Source organism: Priestia sp. RMT2NF4, from assembly GCF_047872835.1.
In the GTDB taxonomy this organism is placed as follows: Bacteria; Bacillota; Bacilli; order Bacillales; family Bacillaceae_H; genus Priestia; species Priestia zanthoxyli.
The window spans coordinates 861,001-877,617 of record NZ_JBLQZO010000001.1 but is presented as its reverse complement, the minus strand read 5'-3'; the positions used below and the strand labels follow the sequence as shown (position 1 = coordinate 877,617).

Below are 16,617 nucleotides of genomic sequence, written 5' to 3'. Positions count from 1 at the left end.
GTTAAAGAAACGAAAATCGAAAAGAAGATAGTAGAAAAGAAAATAAGAAAGGTTGAGTGCTAAGTGAAAAAGTGGATGCTAGTCATGTCAACTGCTGTTCTCTTTATGGTCGGCGGCTGTTCTTTTCTTGAAGATACAAGCAGTACGTTGAACTACGCAAACGATGCGAAAGATTACGTGAGTGAAGCTCAAAAGTTTGCTGAAGAAATACCGCCTCTAGCGGAAAAAGCTGTTAATGACGATGAGGCAATAAAAAAGCTCGAGCAAAAGCTGCAGGAAATGAAAGGGAAAGCCGAAGAATTTAATCAAACCAAAGCTCCTGACATCGCTTCTGATGTGCACGATCAGCTTGTTCAGCAAAACGAAAAAATCATTAGTGGAATTGAAGCGTATGAAGCCAATATAAAGGATGGCAGCTTCAATCCAGAAGCGCTAAAAAACAGTGAATTGTTTCAATCAATTCAAGATGTATCAAGTATTATGAAACAAATTAAAGAATTAGGTCAGTAAAAAAACAAACCTGGGACAAAAGTGTGCTAATTGAAGAAAATCCGAACGATGAATCACGATTCTTGATGGAGAATCAACTTCGTTCGGATTTTTTTATTTGTAGGATGAACGTAGGTTTCATGTGTATAGATGCTTTAGATTGGATTGATATAGTAGGTATGCCTTATAATTCAATCTCGTTTCCATGTTATAAATGTAAAATTATATAAATATATCTATTTATTAGAAGACAAAACCTTCTCTTTCTTTTTTATATCTACGAAATTTTGTTAGAAGCTGTGACAAACTTAATGTCTGCTTTTCACATCCTATGTATAGTACATATATACACACCGCTTGAAATAAATTTTTTTTGAATGAAAAGAGAACGTGGGAACGTTGATGTATTAGGTAATAAGACTCATTTAAAAAGGAGGGTTCATCCAATTAATAAAAACTATAGTCCTTTGTTTTAAAGAGAGAAACTAAAAAAATTTTTTCGGTTTACAAAAAGTTAATAAAACGCATACAAATGGTTTACTAAAAAATCAAAAAATTTACATCCTTTATAAATCTTTTCTGCTATACTATTTTTGAACAGTTGCTAGATTTATAGCGATGATAACTTACTTGAAAGGTGAATGGTAGATGAAAAAGAACAAACGCAGCAAAACGAAGAAAATACTAACTACATCACTGGCACTTTCTTTATTATCAATGCCGCTTCTAACTACACAGGCAGGAGCAGAAGAACGTCACCCTGGACAAAGCTCACAGCAAAGCAAGCATCAAGGCCACAATAAAAAAGATGCGCTTGTGAATATACGCCTGATGGAAACAACTGATGTTCATACGAATCTATTAAACTATGATTATTTCAAAGACGCCCCTTATGAAAAAGTAGGTTTAGCTAAAACCGCTACCTTAATCAAAAATGCTCGAAAAGAAGTAAAAAACAGCTTATTAGTAGATAACGGAGACCTCATTCAAGGAACGCCTCTAGGCACGTATAAAGCCAAGATTAACCCGCTGAAAAAAGGTGAAGTTCATCCTGTATTTAAAGCCATGAATCAGCTGGATTACGATATTGCAACACTTGGAAATCATGAGTTCAACTATGGATTAGACTTCTTAACAGAAGCGTATAACGACGCGAACTTTCCTTACATAAATGCCAATGTTTACGTTGATGATCATGACAACAACCCGAAAAACGACAAAAATAAATTTACGCCGTATAAAATTATGAATAAAAAAGTCGTCGATGAAAATGGAAAGAAACGAACGATTAAAGTTGGTTTCATTGGCTTTGTGCCTCCTCAAATTAACGATTGGGATAAAGCAAACCTTGATGGAAAAGTCATTACAAAAGGCATTGTGGAAACAGCCAACAAGTACATTCCAGAAATGAAGAAAAAAGGCGCGGACGTAGTTGTCGCGATGGCTCACTCCGGGTTTAGCAGCAACAAGCAAAACACGGAAGATGTCATTTACTCATTAAGTGAAGTAAAAGGCATTGATGCTATTACGTTTTCGCATACGCATAAAGTCTTCCCTGCTAAAACGGAAGCTTCGCTAGACGGTTTGTTCCTTGGAGCAGATAAAAAGCCTCTTCCTGGCGTTGATAATGCAAAAGGAACAATCAACGGCGTTCCGGCTGTCCAAGCAGGTTACGGCGGAGGGTCACTTGGCTTAATTGACTTAACGTTAAAAGAAGAAAAAGGAAAATGGAAAGTAGTAAACTCTCAATCGTCCACGCGTGAAACGTATAAAGACGTAAAAGATGCGTCAGGGAAAACGGTTACGCAAAGTACGGTAGAACCGGATAAAGGTGTTGTTAAAGCAGTTCAAAAAGATCACGATGCAACGGTTAAATATGTGAACACACCCATCGGTAAAACGACGGATGATATTCACAGCTATTTTTCTCTTGTGAAAGATGATCCCTCTATTCAAGTTGTAACAAATGCACAAAAAGACTACGTGGAAAAATACGTTTCTCAAAACAAGCCGGAATATAAAGACCTTCCGATTTTGTCAGTGGGAGCCCCTTTTAAAGCAGGAAGAAACGGCGTTGATGAATATACGGAAATTAAAAAAGGTGACTTAACGATTCGAAGCGCAGGCGACCTGTATCTATATGACAACACGTTAAAAGCGGTCAAAGTAAAGGGTTCTGTGGTAAAAGACTGGATTGATATGTCTGCCGGTAAGTTTAATCAAATTACACCGAACAAAACAGAAGAGCAGGAATTATTAAACCCAAGCTTCCCTGTTTATAATTTTGACGTCATTGACGGCGTTCAATACCAAATCGACGTGACAAAACCAGCAAAATACGATGTGAATGGAAACGTGATTCACGCAGATTCAAGCCGAGTTGTTAACTTAACGTATAACGGTAAACCAGTTGACCCGAATCAAGAGTTTATCGTTGTGACAAATAACTACCGAGCTGGCGGAGGCGGAAACTTCCCTGGTCTAAAAGGAAGCGAGCTTGTGGTGGATTCAGCGGATGAAAACCGTCAAATTCTAATGGACTACATCACCGAACAAAAAGAAATTACACCGACAGCTGATGATAACTGGTCCATTGCACCAATTAAAGGAACGGCTAACGTGACGTTCACAAGCTCACCGCGCGGAGAAAGCTATTTAACTGAAGGAAGTAACATTACGTATACAAATAAAACGGACGACAAAGGATTCGGCATTTACAAAATTAATTTAAACGGCGAATCAAAAGATAATACAAAGATTCAGCTGTTAGGCATGAACGACCTTCACGGTCAGCTCGATACAGATACAAAAATCAATTCAAATGGCCAATCGCTGTTAGCTGGAAATATGAAATATACAGCAGCAGCTATTCGTAAACAAGAAGCTGAAAATCCGAATACGCTTTTAGTTCATGCAGGAGACATGATTGGCGGAAGTCCGCTAGTTTCAGCGCTGTTTCAAGACGAGCCAACGGTTGAAGTGATGGAATCGCTTGGATTTGATGTAGGGACGCTTGGAAACCATGAGTTTGATGAAGGTATTGCTGAGCTTCACCGTATGATTGAAGGCGGAGACCATCCAAAAGGAACAAAAGGATACGACGGCATGAATTTCCCAGTAGTAGCGGCAAATGCTTATGATACGTCAACGAATAAATTAATTACAGAACCTTATGCGATAAAAGAAGTAGGCGGCAAGAAAATCGGCTTCATCGGCGTTGTAACACAAGAAACGCCAAGCATGATTGTTCGTAAAGGAAATGAAAACTTAAAAATTACGGACGAAGCAGAAGCAATTGATAAATATACGGCAGAGCTGAAAAATAAGGGTATTAAAGCAATCGTTGTACTTGCTCATAATCCATCTAATCAAAATGGAACGTCTACCGAGTTTGATGCAGCAGATATCGCTAAAAAAGTTGACGATGAAGTTGACGTGATCTTTTCAGCTCACAATCACGTATACAACAACAAAGTAGTAGATAACAAACTAATCGTTCAAGCTTATTCATACGGCTCAGCGTTTTCTGACGTAGACGTTGAAATTGATAACACGGGTGACATCGTGAAAAAAGATGCAAAAATTGTGACCGTATACCAAAAAGACTATACGCCAGATCCTGAAGTTTCAAGCATTATGAAAAAGTACGAAGATTTAGCAGCGCCTATTAAAGCACAAGTGGTTGGGAATTCATCTACAGATTTGGCAAAAGGCTATCCTTCTAGCGGAGCAACAGGTGATATCGCGCTTGGAAACTTAATTGCTGACGGTATGAAAGCAGAAATGAACGCTGACTTTGCGTTAATGAATGGCGGAGGCGTTCGTTCACAGCTTGATGCAGGTGACGTGACATACGGTGATTTGTTTGCGATTCAGCCGTTTGGCAACGTCTTAAATAAAGTAAAGCTAAGCGGAGCGGATTTAGAAACGGTGTTAAATAATCAAATTACATCATCTGGACTAGATTTCCATATTGCAGGCTTTAACTATACGTGGGATGGAAGCACAAATAAAGTAGTCGATATTACGCTACCAGATGGAAGTAAAATCGACAAAGAAAAAGAATATACGGTAGTAGTGAATAACTACATGTACGGAAATGAAAAGTATGGTATTGGTGCACTTTCGTCAGATATGGAAGTGGGACCAGAAGATTTACAAGCAACGGTAAACTATATTAAAACACTTCAGAGCCCGTTTGAATACAAAGCTGAAGGCCGTATTCAAAACGTGGCAGCTGCTAAAACAGCTGAACAGCAAGAACCGACTTTAAAAATAGCTCAATAAGCCAAAAAAGGCTGTCTCATAACTCGGATTTCCGGTTTAGAGACAGCCTTTTTTTAATAGTTTAACTTAAATTTTAAACTCTCAGTCAATGAATTTACGTTATAAAACATAGCTTAATTTTTGAAACAATCACCAAATTGTGGTATTCTCTCCATAAGAAGACTTACGTAAACGTTAAAAATAGTATCAAAGATTTCACTATTTTTTCATTTATCTACGCTATTATGTAAAGTTATATAGAACCTGTAAAAGAATGTGTTCGCTATAGTAAAGGAGTAAATAAACGTGGCTATTAATCTACAAAAAGGGCAGAAAATTGATTTAACAAAGGGAAGAGAAGGGTTATCTTCTATTACGGTTGGATTAGGATGGGATCCTGTAAAAAAACGCAGCTTTTTTGGTTTTGGAGGAAGCGGCCCAGAGATTGACTGCGATGCATCTGTTCTTATGCTCAATTCGAACGATAAACTTGTAAGTAACTCAGCCGTTGTGTATTTTGGAAATCGTCATAGTAACTGTGGAAGCGTCAAGCATTCAGGCGATAATCTTACCGGAGCAGGTGAAGGGGACGATGAACAAATTTTTGTTAATTTAAAAAATGTTCCTGGAAACGTACATAAACTTGTGTTTGTAGTCAACATCTATCAGTGTGTTGAGCGAAACCAAGATTTCGGTATGATTAAAAATGCTTTTATTCGTGTTGTGGACAGCGCTAAAAACGAAGAGCTTGTACACTTTAATCTATCTGAAGACCATTCAGGAGCAACAGCTTTATTTGCAGGGGAAATTTATCGAGACGGAAAAGAGTGGAAGTTTTCAGCAACTGGAGATGCAACGAGAGATACTGGATTGGCTGAAATTGCAAACAAATATACAAAATAAACAACTAGAAAAGAGGGAAACGAAATGGCTATTAATCTTTCAAAAGGACAAAAAGTAGATTTAACAAAAACGAATCCAGGATTAACAAACGTAGTAGTAGGTCTTGGGTGGGATGTAAATAAGTATGACGGTGGAAACGATTTTGATTTAGATTCATCTGTCTTTTTATTAAACGGAGCGGGAAAATGCGCTTCAGAATCTGATTTTATTTTTTACAACAATACGACGGGTGCAAACGGAGCGGTTGAACATACCGGAGATAACCGTACAGGCGTAGGTGAAGGAGACGATGAGCAGGTTCAAGTAGATTTGAAAAATGTGCCTCAATCTATTGAACGTATTGCGTTCACCATTACGATCCATGAAGGGGAAGCACGCGGTCAAAACTTTGGCCAAGTAAGCAACGCCTACGTTCGTATTTTAAATGCAACAAATGACGAAGAGTTAATTCGTTATGATTTAGGTGAAGACTTCTCGATTGAAACAGCGGTCGTGGTAGGCGAGCTGTATCGACACGGTGGAGAATGGAAGTTCAATGCCATTGGCAGCGGCTATCAAGGCGGCTTGGCGGCACTTGTAAACGACTTTGGTTTAAACGCCTAATCATTAAAGTAAGAAAATGTACGGAGGATGTTTTTATGTCAATTTCTTTATCAAAAGGTCAGCGCATTGACCTAACCAAAACGAACCCAGGCTTAACAAAAGTAATAGTAGGTCTTGGGTGGGATACAAATAAATATGCTGGGTCTCAGGACTTCGATTTAGATGCATGTGCATTTTTAGCCAATAAATCAAGCCAAGTCGTAAATGACGAAGAGTTTGTTTTTTACAACAATTTAAAAAGTCCAAACGGAGCTGTGGAGCATACCGGTGACAACCGTACAGGTGCAGGAGATGGAGACGATGAGCAAATCGCCGTTGATTTTTCTCTTCTTCCTGACCACGTTGAAAAAATCGGAATTAGCGTCACGATTCACGACGCAGATGCTCGCGGACAAAACTTTGGACAAGTATCCAACGCGTTTGTTCGGCTCATTGACGCCCAAACAAATGAAGAAGTGCTTCGTTATGATTTAGGCGAAGATTTTTCAATCGAAACAGCTGTTGTGGTGTGTGAGCTATACAAGCACGGAAACGACTGGAAATTTAATGCCATTGGCAGCGGTTTTTCTGGCGGATTGGCCAATCTTTGCCGCAACTACGGACTATCCGTATAAAAAAGGCATGCGATAAATGAAAAAGAAAGGGTGCTTTAACGAGTACCCTTTCTTTTTAGCATGTATATGTCTGAAAAGAAAGGAGCTGTAAGGTGTGAGTAAATTAATTGATCCTCATATGATTAATCTTAACGAGGAGGATGGAACTTCTCTTTTTTCTAAAGGTGTTTCTCTGCGAGGTGACTTTATACAAAATGAGCAGCAAACTACCTATAAACAAGTGGCAGGCAGATATGTAGGCACTCATCTTGATGCGGACGAGTACGCAGATTTTCTTTATGAACTTGCGCATTCATCACCATCGATCCTTGTCCTGCACGATAAGCTTGATAAGTCCATTTCTAATGATAGATTAAAAGAAGTACAAACGATCCTTAAAATTAATCAAGAAGAACGCGGCCTTTCTGTCAATCGGCTATTTGCTTTTTTAGAAGGGAAAAAGCTGATCGTGAAGTCAGAAAATCCCGCTATACATAGAAGAGTACGTGAAAAATTTATTGAAACGTTAACGTGTTTTAAAGAACAGCACGCAGAGGGCTTTATGGACGGGCATTTTCAACGCGTATTAATCGATTTAATAAAGTGGCAGTGGAATCATGTAAAACCTTGGATGGTCGATAAAGCATTTCCTGAGCACGCGCCTCGCATCATGTGGTATGGGGATGCAAATAAAAGCGAGCAGTATTTTCTCCATTATTTAATTTTACTAGGTTTTGACGTCCTTACCTTTCATCCAGAAGGAAAGGATCATTTAAAAGAAGTAGATAAGAATCAGCACTTAACAACGGTTTATACGTTTCCTTCTACTAGCTCTCTTGTACCTTTTCCAACGGATAAACCGGTTCGAAAAGGTACGGTAGCATTTCGAGCTTCTCAAGAAATTGAGCAAGTGCTTCATTCAGAGGAGTCCATGCTGTATAAACCTTGGCAATTTCGTTCGTATTTTCCAACTTCAGTTACTCTTAAAACGACGTATGATGAAATCTTTTTATTAATGAGAGAACGGGCGTTTATTCGTCCTAATTTTCAAGTGTCCAAGCCATATGTACACGTGCCGGTCTTGTTTTCAAAAGTACTTGGTATCTCTAAAAACCGAAAAGAGTACTGGAGTAAAGTGCATGAGCTCATGCAAACGGAAGATGAGTTAGCTCTGACGATTGATTCTGTTCCTTTTGCTAAAAAAATAGAAGGAAATAATCACTTTCACTATCAAGGAGCTCTCGGAAGTGATGGCACGCTCAGTCCTGATAGAATGATTGAAAGCAACTGGTGGCGCTATAAAGAGCTGCCTATCGGACTTCAGAAAGGGCTCGCTGCAGCTATTTCTAGGTATTGTGCACATTCAAAGCTCCTTCGCTTGGATCATGAAGATGCGTATCAGCATCAAATGTATTTGTTTAATCAGTCTTTGAAGCTTCCAAACAACGTGCTTCGCATGCTTCAAAAGTTTGATTATACGCAGCATGTACCCCGTCTCATTATTTATCATGGAAATGAACGAGAAGCGTTTACGCGTGAAGATGCAGCTTTACTGCTTCTATTAAATGAATTCGGCGTTGATATTGTTCTCTTTAATCCAACCGGTCAACTGGATATAGAAGCGTTCGTCGAAGAAAAGTATTTCGATATGCACTGGCTAGAAGATATTAGCTTTAATGAAGAATTCAAAGAACCGTCGCTCATTCAAAAATGGTTAAAACGAATCTTTTAAAGAAAGAAGGGTTTTTAAATGGCAACAAATGAATTACAGCCTTTAGATGTAAACGAAGCCGAAGAAGTTTTAGAAACAAAGCCTACCGAAGTAAAAGCAAAACTGCGAGAAGAGCCGGAAGTACGTCGCTTGGCAGAACAAATTGATTATAAAAATCAGCTGGCTCTGCTTGAATACGGGAAAGAAACAGCTAATGAAATTTCCTCGTTTTCCGGAAAAGTGCTTAGTACAATTAAATCGTCTAGCATGGAAGAGTCCAGTCAATTATTAAAGCAGCTTGGAAAAATTATGGATAAATTTGATGCAAAGGATTTTGTTGAAGATAAAGGGTTTTTCTCTAAGCTTTTTAAACGCGGTCAAAAAATAGTGGATAAGCTGTTTCAAAAATATGAAACAATGGGCTCTGAAATTGATAAAGTATATGTAGAGATTACAAAATATGAAACGGAAATGAAGCATTCGACCACAACGCTTGAACAGCTTTACGAGCAAAACTATCAGTATTATATGGAGCTTGAAAAATACATTGTAGCGGGCGAAGTGAAAGTAGAAGAGTTGAAACAAGAGCTAAAGGTGCTTGAAGAAAGAGCGTCGAGTGGAAATCAGCTGGCGGCAATGGAGCTTCAAACTTTAAAAAACGCAGTTGAGCTAATGGAGCAGCGATTATATGACTTAGAAATGGCAAAACAAGTATCTTATCAATCTGCTCCTCAAATCCGTATGCTGCAGCGAGGAAATACAAAGCTGATCGGCAAAATCAATTCGGCGTTTATTACAACGATTCCTATTTTTAAAAATGGACTCATTAACGCAATCGCAGCAAAGCGTCAAAATTTAGTAGCGGAGTCTATGAACGAATTAGACAAACGCACAAATGAACTGCTCATTCGAAATGCAGAAAATATTTCACAGCAAAGTGTTAAAACCGCCAAAATGTCCGGTGCCCCTAGCGTAAAAGTAGAAACGATGGAACAAACGTGGAATATTATTATGAAAGGAATGCAGGAAACAAAAGCAATTGAAGAAGAAAATAAACGCCTTCGTGAAGAAGGACTTGTTCGCTTGGAGCAATTTCAAAAAAACTTCAAGGCGCTTGAACATAAGATGTAACGAAAAAGCGGGAATCGTAAAGATTCCCGCTTTTTTTTGCACATACGTTTGTTTGCTAGAAGTCTAAATCATAAGCGATTAGTCAAAAGCGTGAAAGGGTATCAGATATAAAAGAAGTATTATCCAAAATAAGATAGTTATTTCCAGAAGACGTTTGTGTACTTTTATAATTTAAGTTAAAAAAGCAAAATACTTAATTTTTTTAAGTTTTTTTCTGGTTTTTAACTTTTCTTTGCGCTACAATTAGCTCATATCAAAGTAAAAAAGGAGGGTATTCGGGTGTATCAAGAGCAGCGCATGAGTGCGATTATTGAATACCTTCACACACACCGCACGATTACATTAGACGAAATTTGCGATATGTTCACCGTTTCAAAAGATACGGCGAGACGCGATTTAGTCAAGCTTGAAGAACACGGTGAGGTTATGAGAGTCAAAGGCGGAGCGACGCTATCGTCAAGTCATATCATCGATTACAGTGAGCGAACGCCTACCAAAGCGAAAGAACAAATTGCTAAAGAAGCAGCTGCGTTAATGTCGGAGGGGTATGACGTGCTTTTAGATACGTCTTCTACCATCGCACTGATGGCAAAGTATATGGATGTAAAGCATGTAAACGTTATTACAAATTCCATTGATAATGTGGATTTGCTCGATCAATATACCCCGTGTGATACGTTTTTGCTGCCGGGCAAGTTTAACGGGAAAAACCGTAACGTCACCGGGCCAAGAACGATTTCTACGTTGCAGGAATACAAAGTAGATCAGCTGTTTTTAGGTACGTGCGGCGTTGGTGCAGATGCTATTACGTCTCCAAGTGAAGAAGAAGCGTTTTTAAAAAGACAGATGATTCAATGTGCAAGACAAGTGATTATGCTTGCGGATCATACGAAGTTTGAACGTGAATTTTTACATCGAGTATGTGATATGAGCGACATTGATATCTTAATTACAAATAAAGACCCAGAAGCGGATGTAAAAGAAAAAATAGAACAAAATCAAGTGCGGCTTATCGTCACAGATTTTGATAAAGGAGAGGAAAAACGATGAAAAAAATAAAAGTAGGATTAGTAGGATACGGATTTTCAGCAACGGTCTTTCACACGCCGCTTTTAAGCGTGTTAGACGAATTTCATATTTCAAAGGTAATGAGTTCAAATCCTGAAAAAGTAAAGAGCGACTTAGAAGATGTTGAAGTAGTGAGCACTCTGTCTGAACTTCTAGAAGATGACAGCATTGATTTAGTTATTATTACAACGCCTAGCGGCATGCACTATGAAATGGTGAAAGACGCACTACGCGCAGGTAAGCACGTAATTGTTGAAAAGCCGATGGTGGTATCCGAAAAAGAAGCAAATGAATTAATTCAATTAGCAAAAGAACAAGGTGTTCAACTAAGCGTCTATCATAACCGTAGATGGGACAATGATTATTTGACAGTGAAACAGCTGATTGAAGAAGGGAAATTAGGCGACGTAAAAATGTATGAAGCTCATTTTGATCGCTATCGTCCAGCTGTTCGAGACCGCTGGAGAGAAAATGAAGGACCTGGGTCAGGAGCGCTTTACGATTTAGGATCTCATTTAATTGACCAAGCTTTACATCTTTTTGGAATGCCTGACTTTGTTCAAGCTGATGTGTTTGGGCAGCGAGATCATGCACGCACGGATGATTACTTCCACTTAGTGCTTGGATACGGTTCTCTTCGTGTTATTTTACATTCAAGCGCCATTGTGCCAAGCAACGGGCCTCGCTTTCAAGTTCACGGAACAAAAGCAAGCTATATCAAATACGGAATTGACGGCCAAGAAGATATGCTAAGAGCTGGCAAGAAGCCTGTGGATGATACGTGGGGAGCGGATCGTCCTGAACACTACGGTAAGCTGACAACAGGGGAAGGAGAAACAACAGAAATTGAAACGCTGCACGGTTCTTACGTAATGTATTATCAAAAAATCGCCGACAGCCTGCTTCGAGGAGAAGAGCTTCCGGTTTCAGCAGAAGAAGCTCGTGACGTGGTTAAAGTTATCGAAGCGGCATTTGAAAGCAGCAAAGAAAAACGAGCGGTTTATTTTAACTAAGGAGCGAGAAACAGTGAGTAATCATTCGACAGAGACGCTGCTTGAAAAAGTAGTTCAACAGGAAAAAGAACTAATCTTTCATCAATTTACAAATGACCAGGCGTTACAGATCGGCACGGCCATTATTAATGAAGCGAAAAGCAAAGGTAAGGCAGTAACCGTAAGTATTAAACGAAATGGTCAAACTCTCTTTCAACATGCGATGGAAGGGGCTATTCCCGATCATGAAGAATGGATAAAACGAAAATCAAACACCGTTCTTCGTCACCATCACAGCTCGTATTATATGAAGCTGTACTGCGAGTTAAAAGATCGTTCTTACGCGCAGTTTTACGCAGCGAATCCTCAGGAATTCGAAGCAGTAGGAGGGTCATTTCCAATTTCGGTTAAAAACGTCGGCGTAATTGGAACCATTACCGTATCAGGTATGTCGCAAGAAGAAGATCATGAACTTGTGGCAGATACGATTCGCAGCTTTATTTCGTAAAGAAAGAACTTAGGGTAGGAATAGTTTAAGGAAGATCCGAACGATAAATCGTTCGGATCTTTTTATTGGTTTGGTAAACGAAGGTTTCGCCTACTTAACTATGTCTCAACCTCTATTTTTGCGGAGCCATTATCTGCTGAAGTGCTTAATGGCAGAATCATTTAAAGAAAAATCTTCTTTGGTAAGCGCCGTTTGATTCTGTGTTTCGCATTCTTTAGTAGGATGCTCTTCTTTTTTAGAAACAGTAGAAACTTGTTCGTTATTTTCATACGTGTAGTTTGTTGACATTATGTTTCACCTCTTGTATCTAGTGTTTGAGGTACAGAAAATAAAATAAGAAGAAATATCAGGAATACCTTAAAGAGAAGGGTACTCTTTAAATTATTTGAACTCGTGCAAAAAATTGTCTACACTAAACACTGATACATAAATCAAGTGAGGAGAACGTGGACAGTTTATGAAGTTGATTTCCTGGAACGTAAATGGCATTCGCGCGTGTGTGCGAAAAGGTTTTTTAGATTATTTTCAAGAAGTGGATGCAGATGTATTTTGTATTCAAGAGACGAAGCTGCAGGAAGGCCAAATTGATTTGCAGCTAGAAGGGTATTATCAGTATTGGAATTACGCCGTGAAAAAAGGCTATTCTGGAACGGCTGTTTTTACAAAGCAGAAGCCTTTATCGGTTTCATACGGTGTGGATAAAGAATCGGAAGACGAAGGACGTATCATTACGCTTGAATTTGAACAATGCTATGTAGTAAATGTGTATACGCCAAATTCTAAAAGAGATTTAGCAAGGCTTGAAGAAAGGCTTCAATGGGAAGACGATTTGCTCGTGTACTTAAACAAATTGAATAGCCGTAAAGCGGTGATTTTGTGCGGAGACTTAAACGTAGCACACGCAGAAATTGACTTGCGTAATCCGAAGCCAAACCGAGGGAATTCTGGTTTTACAATAGAAGAGCGAGGAAAAATGACGACGCTTCTTGCTAGCGGATTTCTTGATACATTTCGCTATTTGTATCCGAATCAAGAAGGAGCATACACGTGGTGGTCGTATATGAACAAAGTGAGAGAACGAAATATCGGATGGCGCATTGATTATTTTATCGTCTCGGAGAGAATCAAAGATGTTATTCAAGAAGCTACTATTCATCCGCATGTAATGGGAAGCGACCACTGTCCTGTGATGTTGGAATTAAATGTACCTCATCTATGATATCTTTCTATATAATAGAAGAAAAACGGAAAAAAGGTTGGTTCACGCGAACGGTTGCGGTATAGTAAACATATTAAAAAGTACAGAATGTTTCATGAGATAAAGGGGGAGACAGAGGTGAAGCGAGACTCGCTGCAAACCATTGAACACGAAATTGCGCTGCTTGTTCGTCTAACAACGACGCACAGTCCTAAGCTTGGAAGCTTGGACCGTTCTGAGTATTTACTGTTAAGCGAGCTAGATCAGCGCAGTCCGCTCGGGATTAATGCATTAGCTGAAAATTTAAAGCTGAGCTTATCTACAGCTAGCCGGCAAGTATCTGCGCTTGAGACTAAACAGTTTGTTCGTCGCTTTCCGAGTCCAGAAAATGGGCGGATTAGTTTAATTGAAATGACGGATGCAGGGAAAGATATTTTGCAGCATGTACAAAGCAAGCGTAAACAAGCCTATGCTGAAGTGTTAGAAAATTGGTCGGAAGAAGAGGTTTTGGCACTGGAAAAAAGTTTATCACGCTTGAATCTTGATTTTAAAAGATGGCGCAGTAATGGATGTTAAAGCGAATACATATAGATGAACAAAAAGGCTATTGAAAAATAGTCTTTTTAAGTTGAAACAAAGAAGTTGATTTCTTCATTAAAAGATGTATAATATGTAGTGCTGCTATAACTTGCATGATACAACTTGTACAATAAAATATGTAAGGAATTGTTAGTCATATGAAAAGAATTTAATAAAAGGAGGAATAAATATGAGTCAGAATAATCCAGCAGTAGCCTCCGACAAACAAGGTTTAAGCGTACCTAAATACTTAATTATGGCGATTTTAACGCTATTTTCAATTGGCCCTCAGTATTTTTTGAATTTATCTTACACGGTCAATCAAGTATTGATTCAAAATCGATTTGATGCGAGTACACAAAGCTTACTATTGCCATCTATTATTTCTAACTTGGCATTTGGACTTGGGGTACCAATTGGTCCGATGCTTGCGAAAAAATATGGCGTGCGTAAAGCATACTTAACGTTCGTTTTAGTCTTTTTAGCAGGTTCGATTATCAACGTTTTTTCTGAAAATGTGGCGTTTTTATCCCTTGGTCGTCTGATTCAAGGCTTAAGCTCAGGAATGCTGTTTTTAACCATTATTCCAGCTGCGCTGATTTCGTTTCCGAATAAAATCCGAAACTTCTTTTTAGTATTAGCGATCGGCGGACTGTTCGGTTCAACGGCGATTGGAGCCTTTTTAGGTGCTGTATCTCTTAGCATGGATAATTGGCGCTGGGTGTTTGTTTTAGGAATACTTGCTTCTCTTGTCTCTCTGTTTATCGGATATAAGGTATTACCTGCTCATGATCCAACTCAGCAAGAAGACCGTCCAGTGGATAAGAAAAGTATCTTTATTCTTAGCCTTATTATGATTTTATTAGTTTATCCACTGTATGAACTAAGATACGAAGGATTTGCTTCTATCCAAGTGTGGCCGTTCTTACTAGCTGCAGCAGGGTTAGTTGTCATTTTTGTCTTAGTTGATTTAGCGGCTGAAAATCCGTTAGTACCATTAAAATCGCTGCTAGCCGTAAAACCAGTTGCGGGTACAATTATGGCCATTGGCGGTCATATGGCATACATCTTAGCAATTGCAGGTATTAATGGCGTCATGCAAAATGTGCAAAATGCATCGTACACCACGCTTTCCTATTTTTATTTATACTTTTTTGTTGGGGTACTGATTTCAGCATTTGCAACGACATTCTTATATGACAAATTTGGTCCAGGTTATCTTGGAGCAATTGGATCACTTCTTATTGTCATTGTAGGATTTAGCTGGGTGAATGTATCAGCTGATACATCACTAGTAAGTTTATATGTTCACATTATGCTCTTTGGTATGGGTGTTAGTATGGCACTGGTATCCGGTGCATTAGGAGCGGCACTAGCCGGAGATTTACATCAAGCTTCGATGCGTTCCATTTCACTGCACTCCATTCGAAATTTATTAGGAGCGATTGTAGCACCTGTGATTGGGTGGTTTGTTGTTCGACAAAACGCGATTTATTATGAAGATTTCCGAGGTCAAATTAGCTCAGTAGATCCTCAGGTGAAGATGCAGCTATCTGAAATGATCAAACGCTATATGGGTATGGGAATGAGTCAAGCAGACGCAAAAACATCGGCCGTGACGGCTGTTGTAGCAGGCGCTAAAAAAGCGTCGATTTTACATGCGTATCACAACTTATTTTTCATGCTTGGTATTTTAGGCGTAATTATGCTCATTGCTTCACTAAGTAAAGCGTGGAGCGGTGAAAATAGAATTCTTGTTCAAAAAGAAGAGGTTCAAGAAGAAGCTGAGCCGCAAGAAGAAAGAAAAATGCTGCCGGCACCTCAAACAGAAGAAACCTCTGTATAATATACTAACTATAGAAAGAAGGAATTCCGATGAGTAAAAGTCGTTTATTGGTTACTAACATTGTTGGAATCATTGTGATTTTATTACTAGTAGGCTTTGGTGGATATTATTTCTACGAAAAAGCAAATTACGTTAAAACAGATGAAGCGCAGGTAGAAGCACCGCTTTCACAAGTCATCGCTTCAGCTAACGGTCAGTTAAGCGAATGGAATGTAAAAGAAGGAGATAGCGTTTCTCAAGGTGATTCTGTTGGAAGCTTAAAAGAAGGCGAAAAATCAACAGACGTAACGTCTATGATTGACGGAACAATTATTAAAAACAACGCATCTCAAAATCAATTAGTAAAAGCTGGCGATGTGTTAGCACAAACAGCTGATTTATCTAAAATCTATATCAATGCAAACATTAAAGAAACAGACCTAGGTGATTTAGAAGAAGGAGACAGCGTCGACATTACAGTGGACGGAGATTCAGGTAAAGTCTTTAAAGGCCATGTTGAAGCAATCGGTCGCGCAACAAACTCAGTGTCTTCTATGCTTCCTGCTCAAAATACAGGAAACTACACAAAAGTAACGCAAAAAGTACCGGTGAAAATTTCAATTGATGACGCATCAGATAAAGTTCTTCCAGGTATGAACGCAGAAGTGAAAATTTCAATTTAATAACGGAAAAAAAGCTGCTTCCTCTAAGGAAGCGGCTTTTTTTATGCCTAAACAAATAAAATAAAAAA

The 16,617-nt window shown here is 38.8% G+C and carries 15 protein-coding genes; 14 read left to right on the top strand and 1 reads right to left on the bottom strand.

Features of this window, described 5'->3' with window-relative positions:
• The first annotated feature begins 63 nt into the window (after positions 1-63).
• The 10 genes from ACMX9J_RS04460 to ACMX9J_RS04415 all read left to right on the top strand — a co-directional run bounded on the left by ACMX9J_RS04460 (position 64) and on the right by ACMX9J_RS04415 (position 12,264).
• On the top strand, positions 64-510 hold the full coding sequence (locus ACMX9J_RS04460) for a DUF6376 family protein (RefSeq protein ID WP_049164979.1): 447 nt from the start codon (positions 64-66) through the stop codon (positions 508-510).
• Positions 511-1,137: 627 nt separating this feature from the next.
• Entirely contained in the window at positions 1,138-4,776 is a 3,639-nt protein-coding gene (locus tag ACMX9J_RS04455; RefSeq protein WP_176343936.1) for a multifunctional 2',3'-cyclic-nucleotide 2'-phosphodiesterase/3'-nucleotidase/5'-nucleotidase, read from the top strand.
• 285 nt (positions 4,777-5,061) lie between these two features.
• Complete coding sequence (locus ACMX9J_RS04450) at positions 5,062-5,658, top strand: TerD family protein (protein ID WP_028408239.1); 597 nt, start codon at positions 5,062-5,064, stop codon at positions 5,656-5,658.
• 24 nt (positions 5,659-5,682) lie between these two features.
• Positions 5,683-6,261 carry a TerD family protein gene (locus ACMX9J_RS04445; RefSeq protein ID WP_025751616.1) on the top strand — a complete coding sequence of 193 codons (579 nt, stop codon included), beginning with the start codon at positions 5,683-5,685 and terminating at the stop codon, positions 6,259-6,261.
• A 35-nt stretch (positions 6,262-6,296) separates the two neighbouring features.
• The gene (locus tag ACMX9J_RS04440) at positions 6,297-6,875 is read left to right on the top strand and encodes a TerD family protein (protein WP_416225451.1); all 579 of its coding nucleotides are present in this window, start codon (positions 6,297-6,299) and stop codon (positions 6,873-6,875) included.
• A 94-nt stretch (positions 6,876-6,969) separates the two neighbouring features.
• Positions 6,970-8,586 (top strand): YceG family protein, encoded by a 1,617-nt coding sequence (locus ACMX9J_RS04435; protein WP_257042360.1) that lies wholly within the window; start codon positions 6,970-6,972, stop codon positions 8,584-8,586.
• A gap of 18 nt (positions 8,587-8,604) precedes the next feature.
• Positions 8,605-9,696, top strand: a complete 1,092-nt coding sequence (locus ACMX9J_RS04430) for a toxic anion resistance protein (protein ID WP_416225450.1) — start codon at positions 8,605-8,607, stop codon at positions 9,694-9,696.
• Between the two features lie 279 nt (positions 9,697-9,975).
• Complete coding sequence (locus ACMX9J_RS04425) at positions 9,976-10,746, top strand: DeoR/GlpR family DNA-binding transcription regulator (protein ID WP_033579226.1); 771 nt, start codon at positions 9,976-9,978, stop codon at positions 10,744-10,746.
• Positions 10,743-11,777, top strand: a complete 1,035-nt coding sequence (locus tag ACMX9J_RS04420; protein WP_154991223.1) for an oxidoreductase — start codon at positions 10,743-10,745, stop codon at positions 11,775-11,777. The genes ACMX9J_RS04425 and ACMX9J_RS04420 overlap by 4 nt, the downstream gene beginning before the upstream one ends.
• A gap of 13 nt (positions 11,778-11,790) precedes the next feature.
• Positions 11,791-12,264 carry a heme-degrading domain-containing protein gene (locus ACMX9J_RS04415; protein ID WP_154991224.1) on the top strand — a complete coding sequence of 158 codons (474 nt, stop codon included), beginning with the start codon at positions 11,791-11,793 and terminating at the stop codon, positions 12,262-12,264.
• Between the two features lie 129 nt (positions 12,265-12,393).
• On the opposite strand, the gene ACMX9J_RS04410 is transcribed toward ACMX9J_RS04415, so the two are convergent.
• Entirely contained in the window at positions 12,394-12,552 is a 159-nt protein-coding gene (locus ACMX9J_RS04410; protein WP_165635279.1) for a hypothetical protein, read from the bottom strand.
• Between the two features lie 169 nt (positions 12,553-12,721).
• Here ACMX9J_RS04410 and ACMX9J_RS04405 point away from each other — a divergent pair, with 169 nt between their 5' ends.
• The 4 genes from ACMX9J_RS04405 (at position 12,722) to ACMX9J_RS04390 (ending at position 16,549) form a co-directional block, all read left to right on the top strand.
• The gene (locus ACMX9J_RS04405) at positions 12,722-13,483 is read left to right on the top strand and encodes an exodeoxyribonuclease III (RefSeq protein WP_028413056.1); all 762 of its coding nucleotides are present in this window, start codon (positions 12,722-12,724) and stop codon (positions 13,481-13,483) included.
• 117 nt (positions 13,484-13,600) lie between these two features.
• Positions 13,601-14,038, top strand: coding sequence for a MarR family winged helix-turn-helix transcriptional regulator (locus ACMX9J_RS04400; RefSeq protein ID WP_014459764.1), 438 nt, complete (start codon positions 13,601-13,603; stop codon positions 14,036-14,038).
• A gap of 193 nt (positions 14,039-14,231) precedes the next feature.
• On the top strand, positions 14,232-15,887 hold the full coding sequence (locus ACMX9J_RS04395) for an MFS transporter (RefSeq protein WP_028413057.1): 1,656 nt from the start codon (positions 14,232-14,234) through the stop codon (positions 15,885-15,887).
• A 29-nt stretch (positions 15,888-15,916) separates the two neighbouring features.
• Positions 15,917-16,549 (top strand): HlyD family secretion protein, encoded by a 633-nt coding sequence (locus tag ACMX9J_RS04390; RefSeq protein WP_025751627.1) that lies wholly within the window; start codon positions 15,917-15,919, stop codon positions 16,547-16,549.
• Positions 16,550-16,617: the final 68 nt, after the last annotated feature.

Bases quoted from the DNA above. Each gene is read 5' to 3' on its own strand.
- ACMX9J_RS04420 (WP_154991223.1), top strand. From the start codon at position 10,743: ATGAAAAAAATAAAAGTAGGATTAGTAGGATACGGATTTTCAGCAACG.
- ACMX9J_RS04440 (WP_416225451.1), top strand. From the start codon at position 6,297: ATGTCAATTTCTTTATCAAAAGGTCAGCGCATTGACCTAACCAAAACG.
- ACMX9J_RS04405 (WP_028413056.1), top strand. From the start codon at position 12,722: ATGAAGTTGATTTCCTGGAACGTAAATGGCATTCGCGCGTGTGTGCGA.
- ACMX9J_RS04395 (WP_028413057.1), top strand. From the start codon at position 14,232: ATGAGTCAGAATAATCCAGCAGTAGCCTCCGACAAACAAGGTTTAAGC.
- ACMX9J_RS04445 (WP_025751616.1), top strand. From the start codon at position 5,683: ATGGCTATTAATCTTTCAAAAGGACAAAAAGTAGATTTAACAAAAACG.
- ACMX9J_RS04410 (WP_165635279.1), bottom strand. From the start codon at position 12,552: ATGTCAACAAACTACACGTATGAAAATAACGAACAAGTTTCTACTGTT.
- ACMX9J_RS04455 (WP_176343936.1), top strand. From the start codon at position 1,138: ATGAAAAAGAACAAACGCAGCAAAACGAAGAAAATACTAACTACATCA.
- ACMX9J_RS04390 (WP_025751627.1), top strand. From the start codon at position 15,917: ATGAGTAAAAGTCGTTTATTGGTTACTAACATTGTTGGAATCATTGTG.
- ACMX9J_RS04430 (WP_416225450.1), top strand. From the start codon at position 8,605: ATGGCAACAAATGAATTACAGCCTTTAGATGTAAACGAAGCCGAAGAA.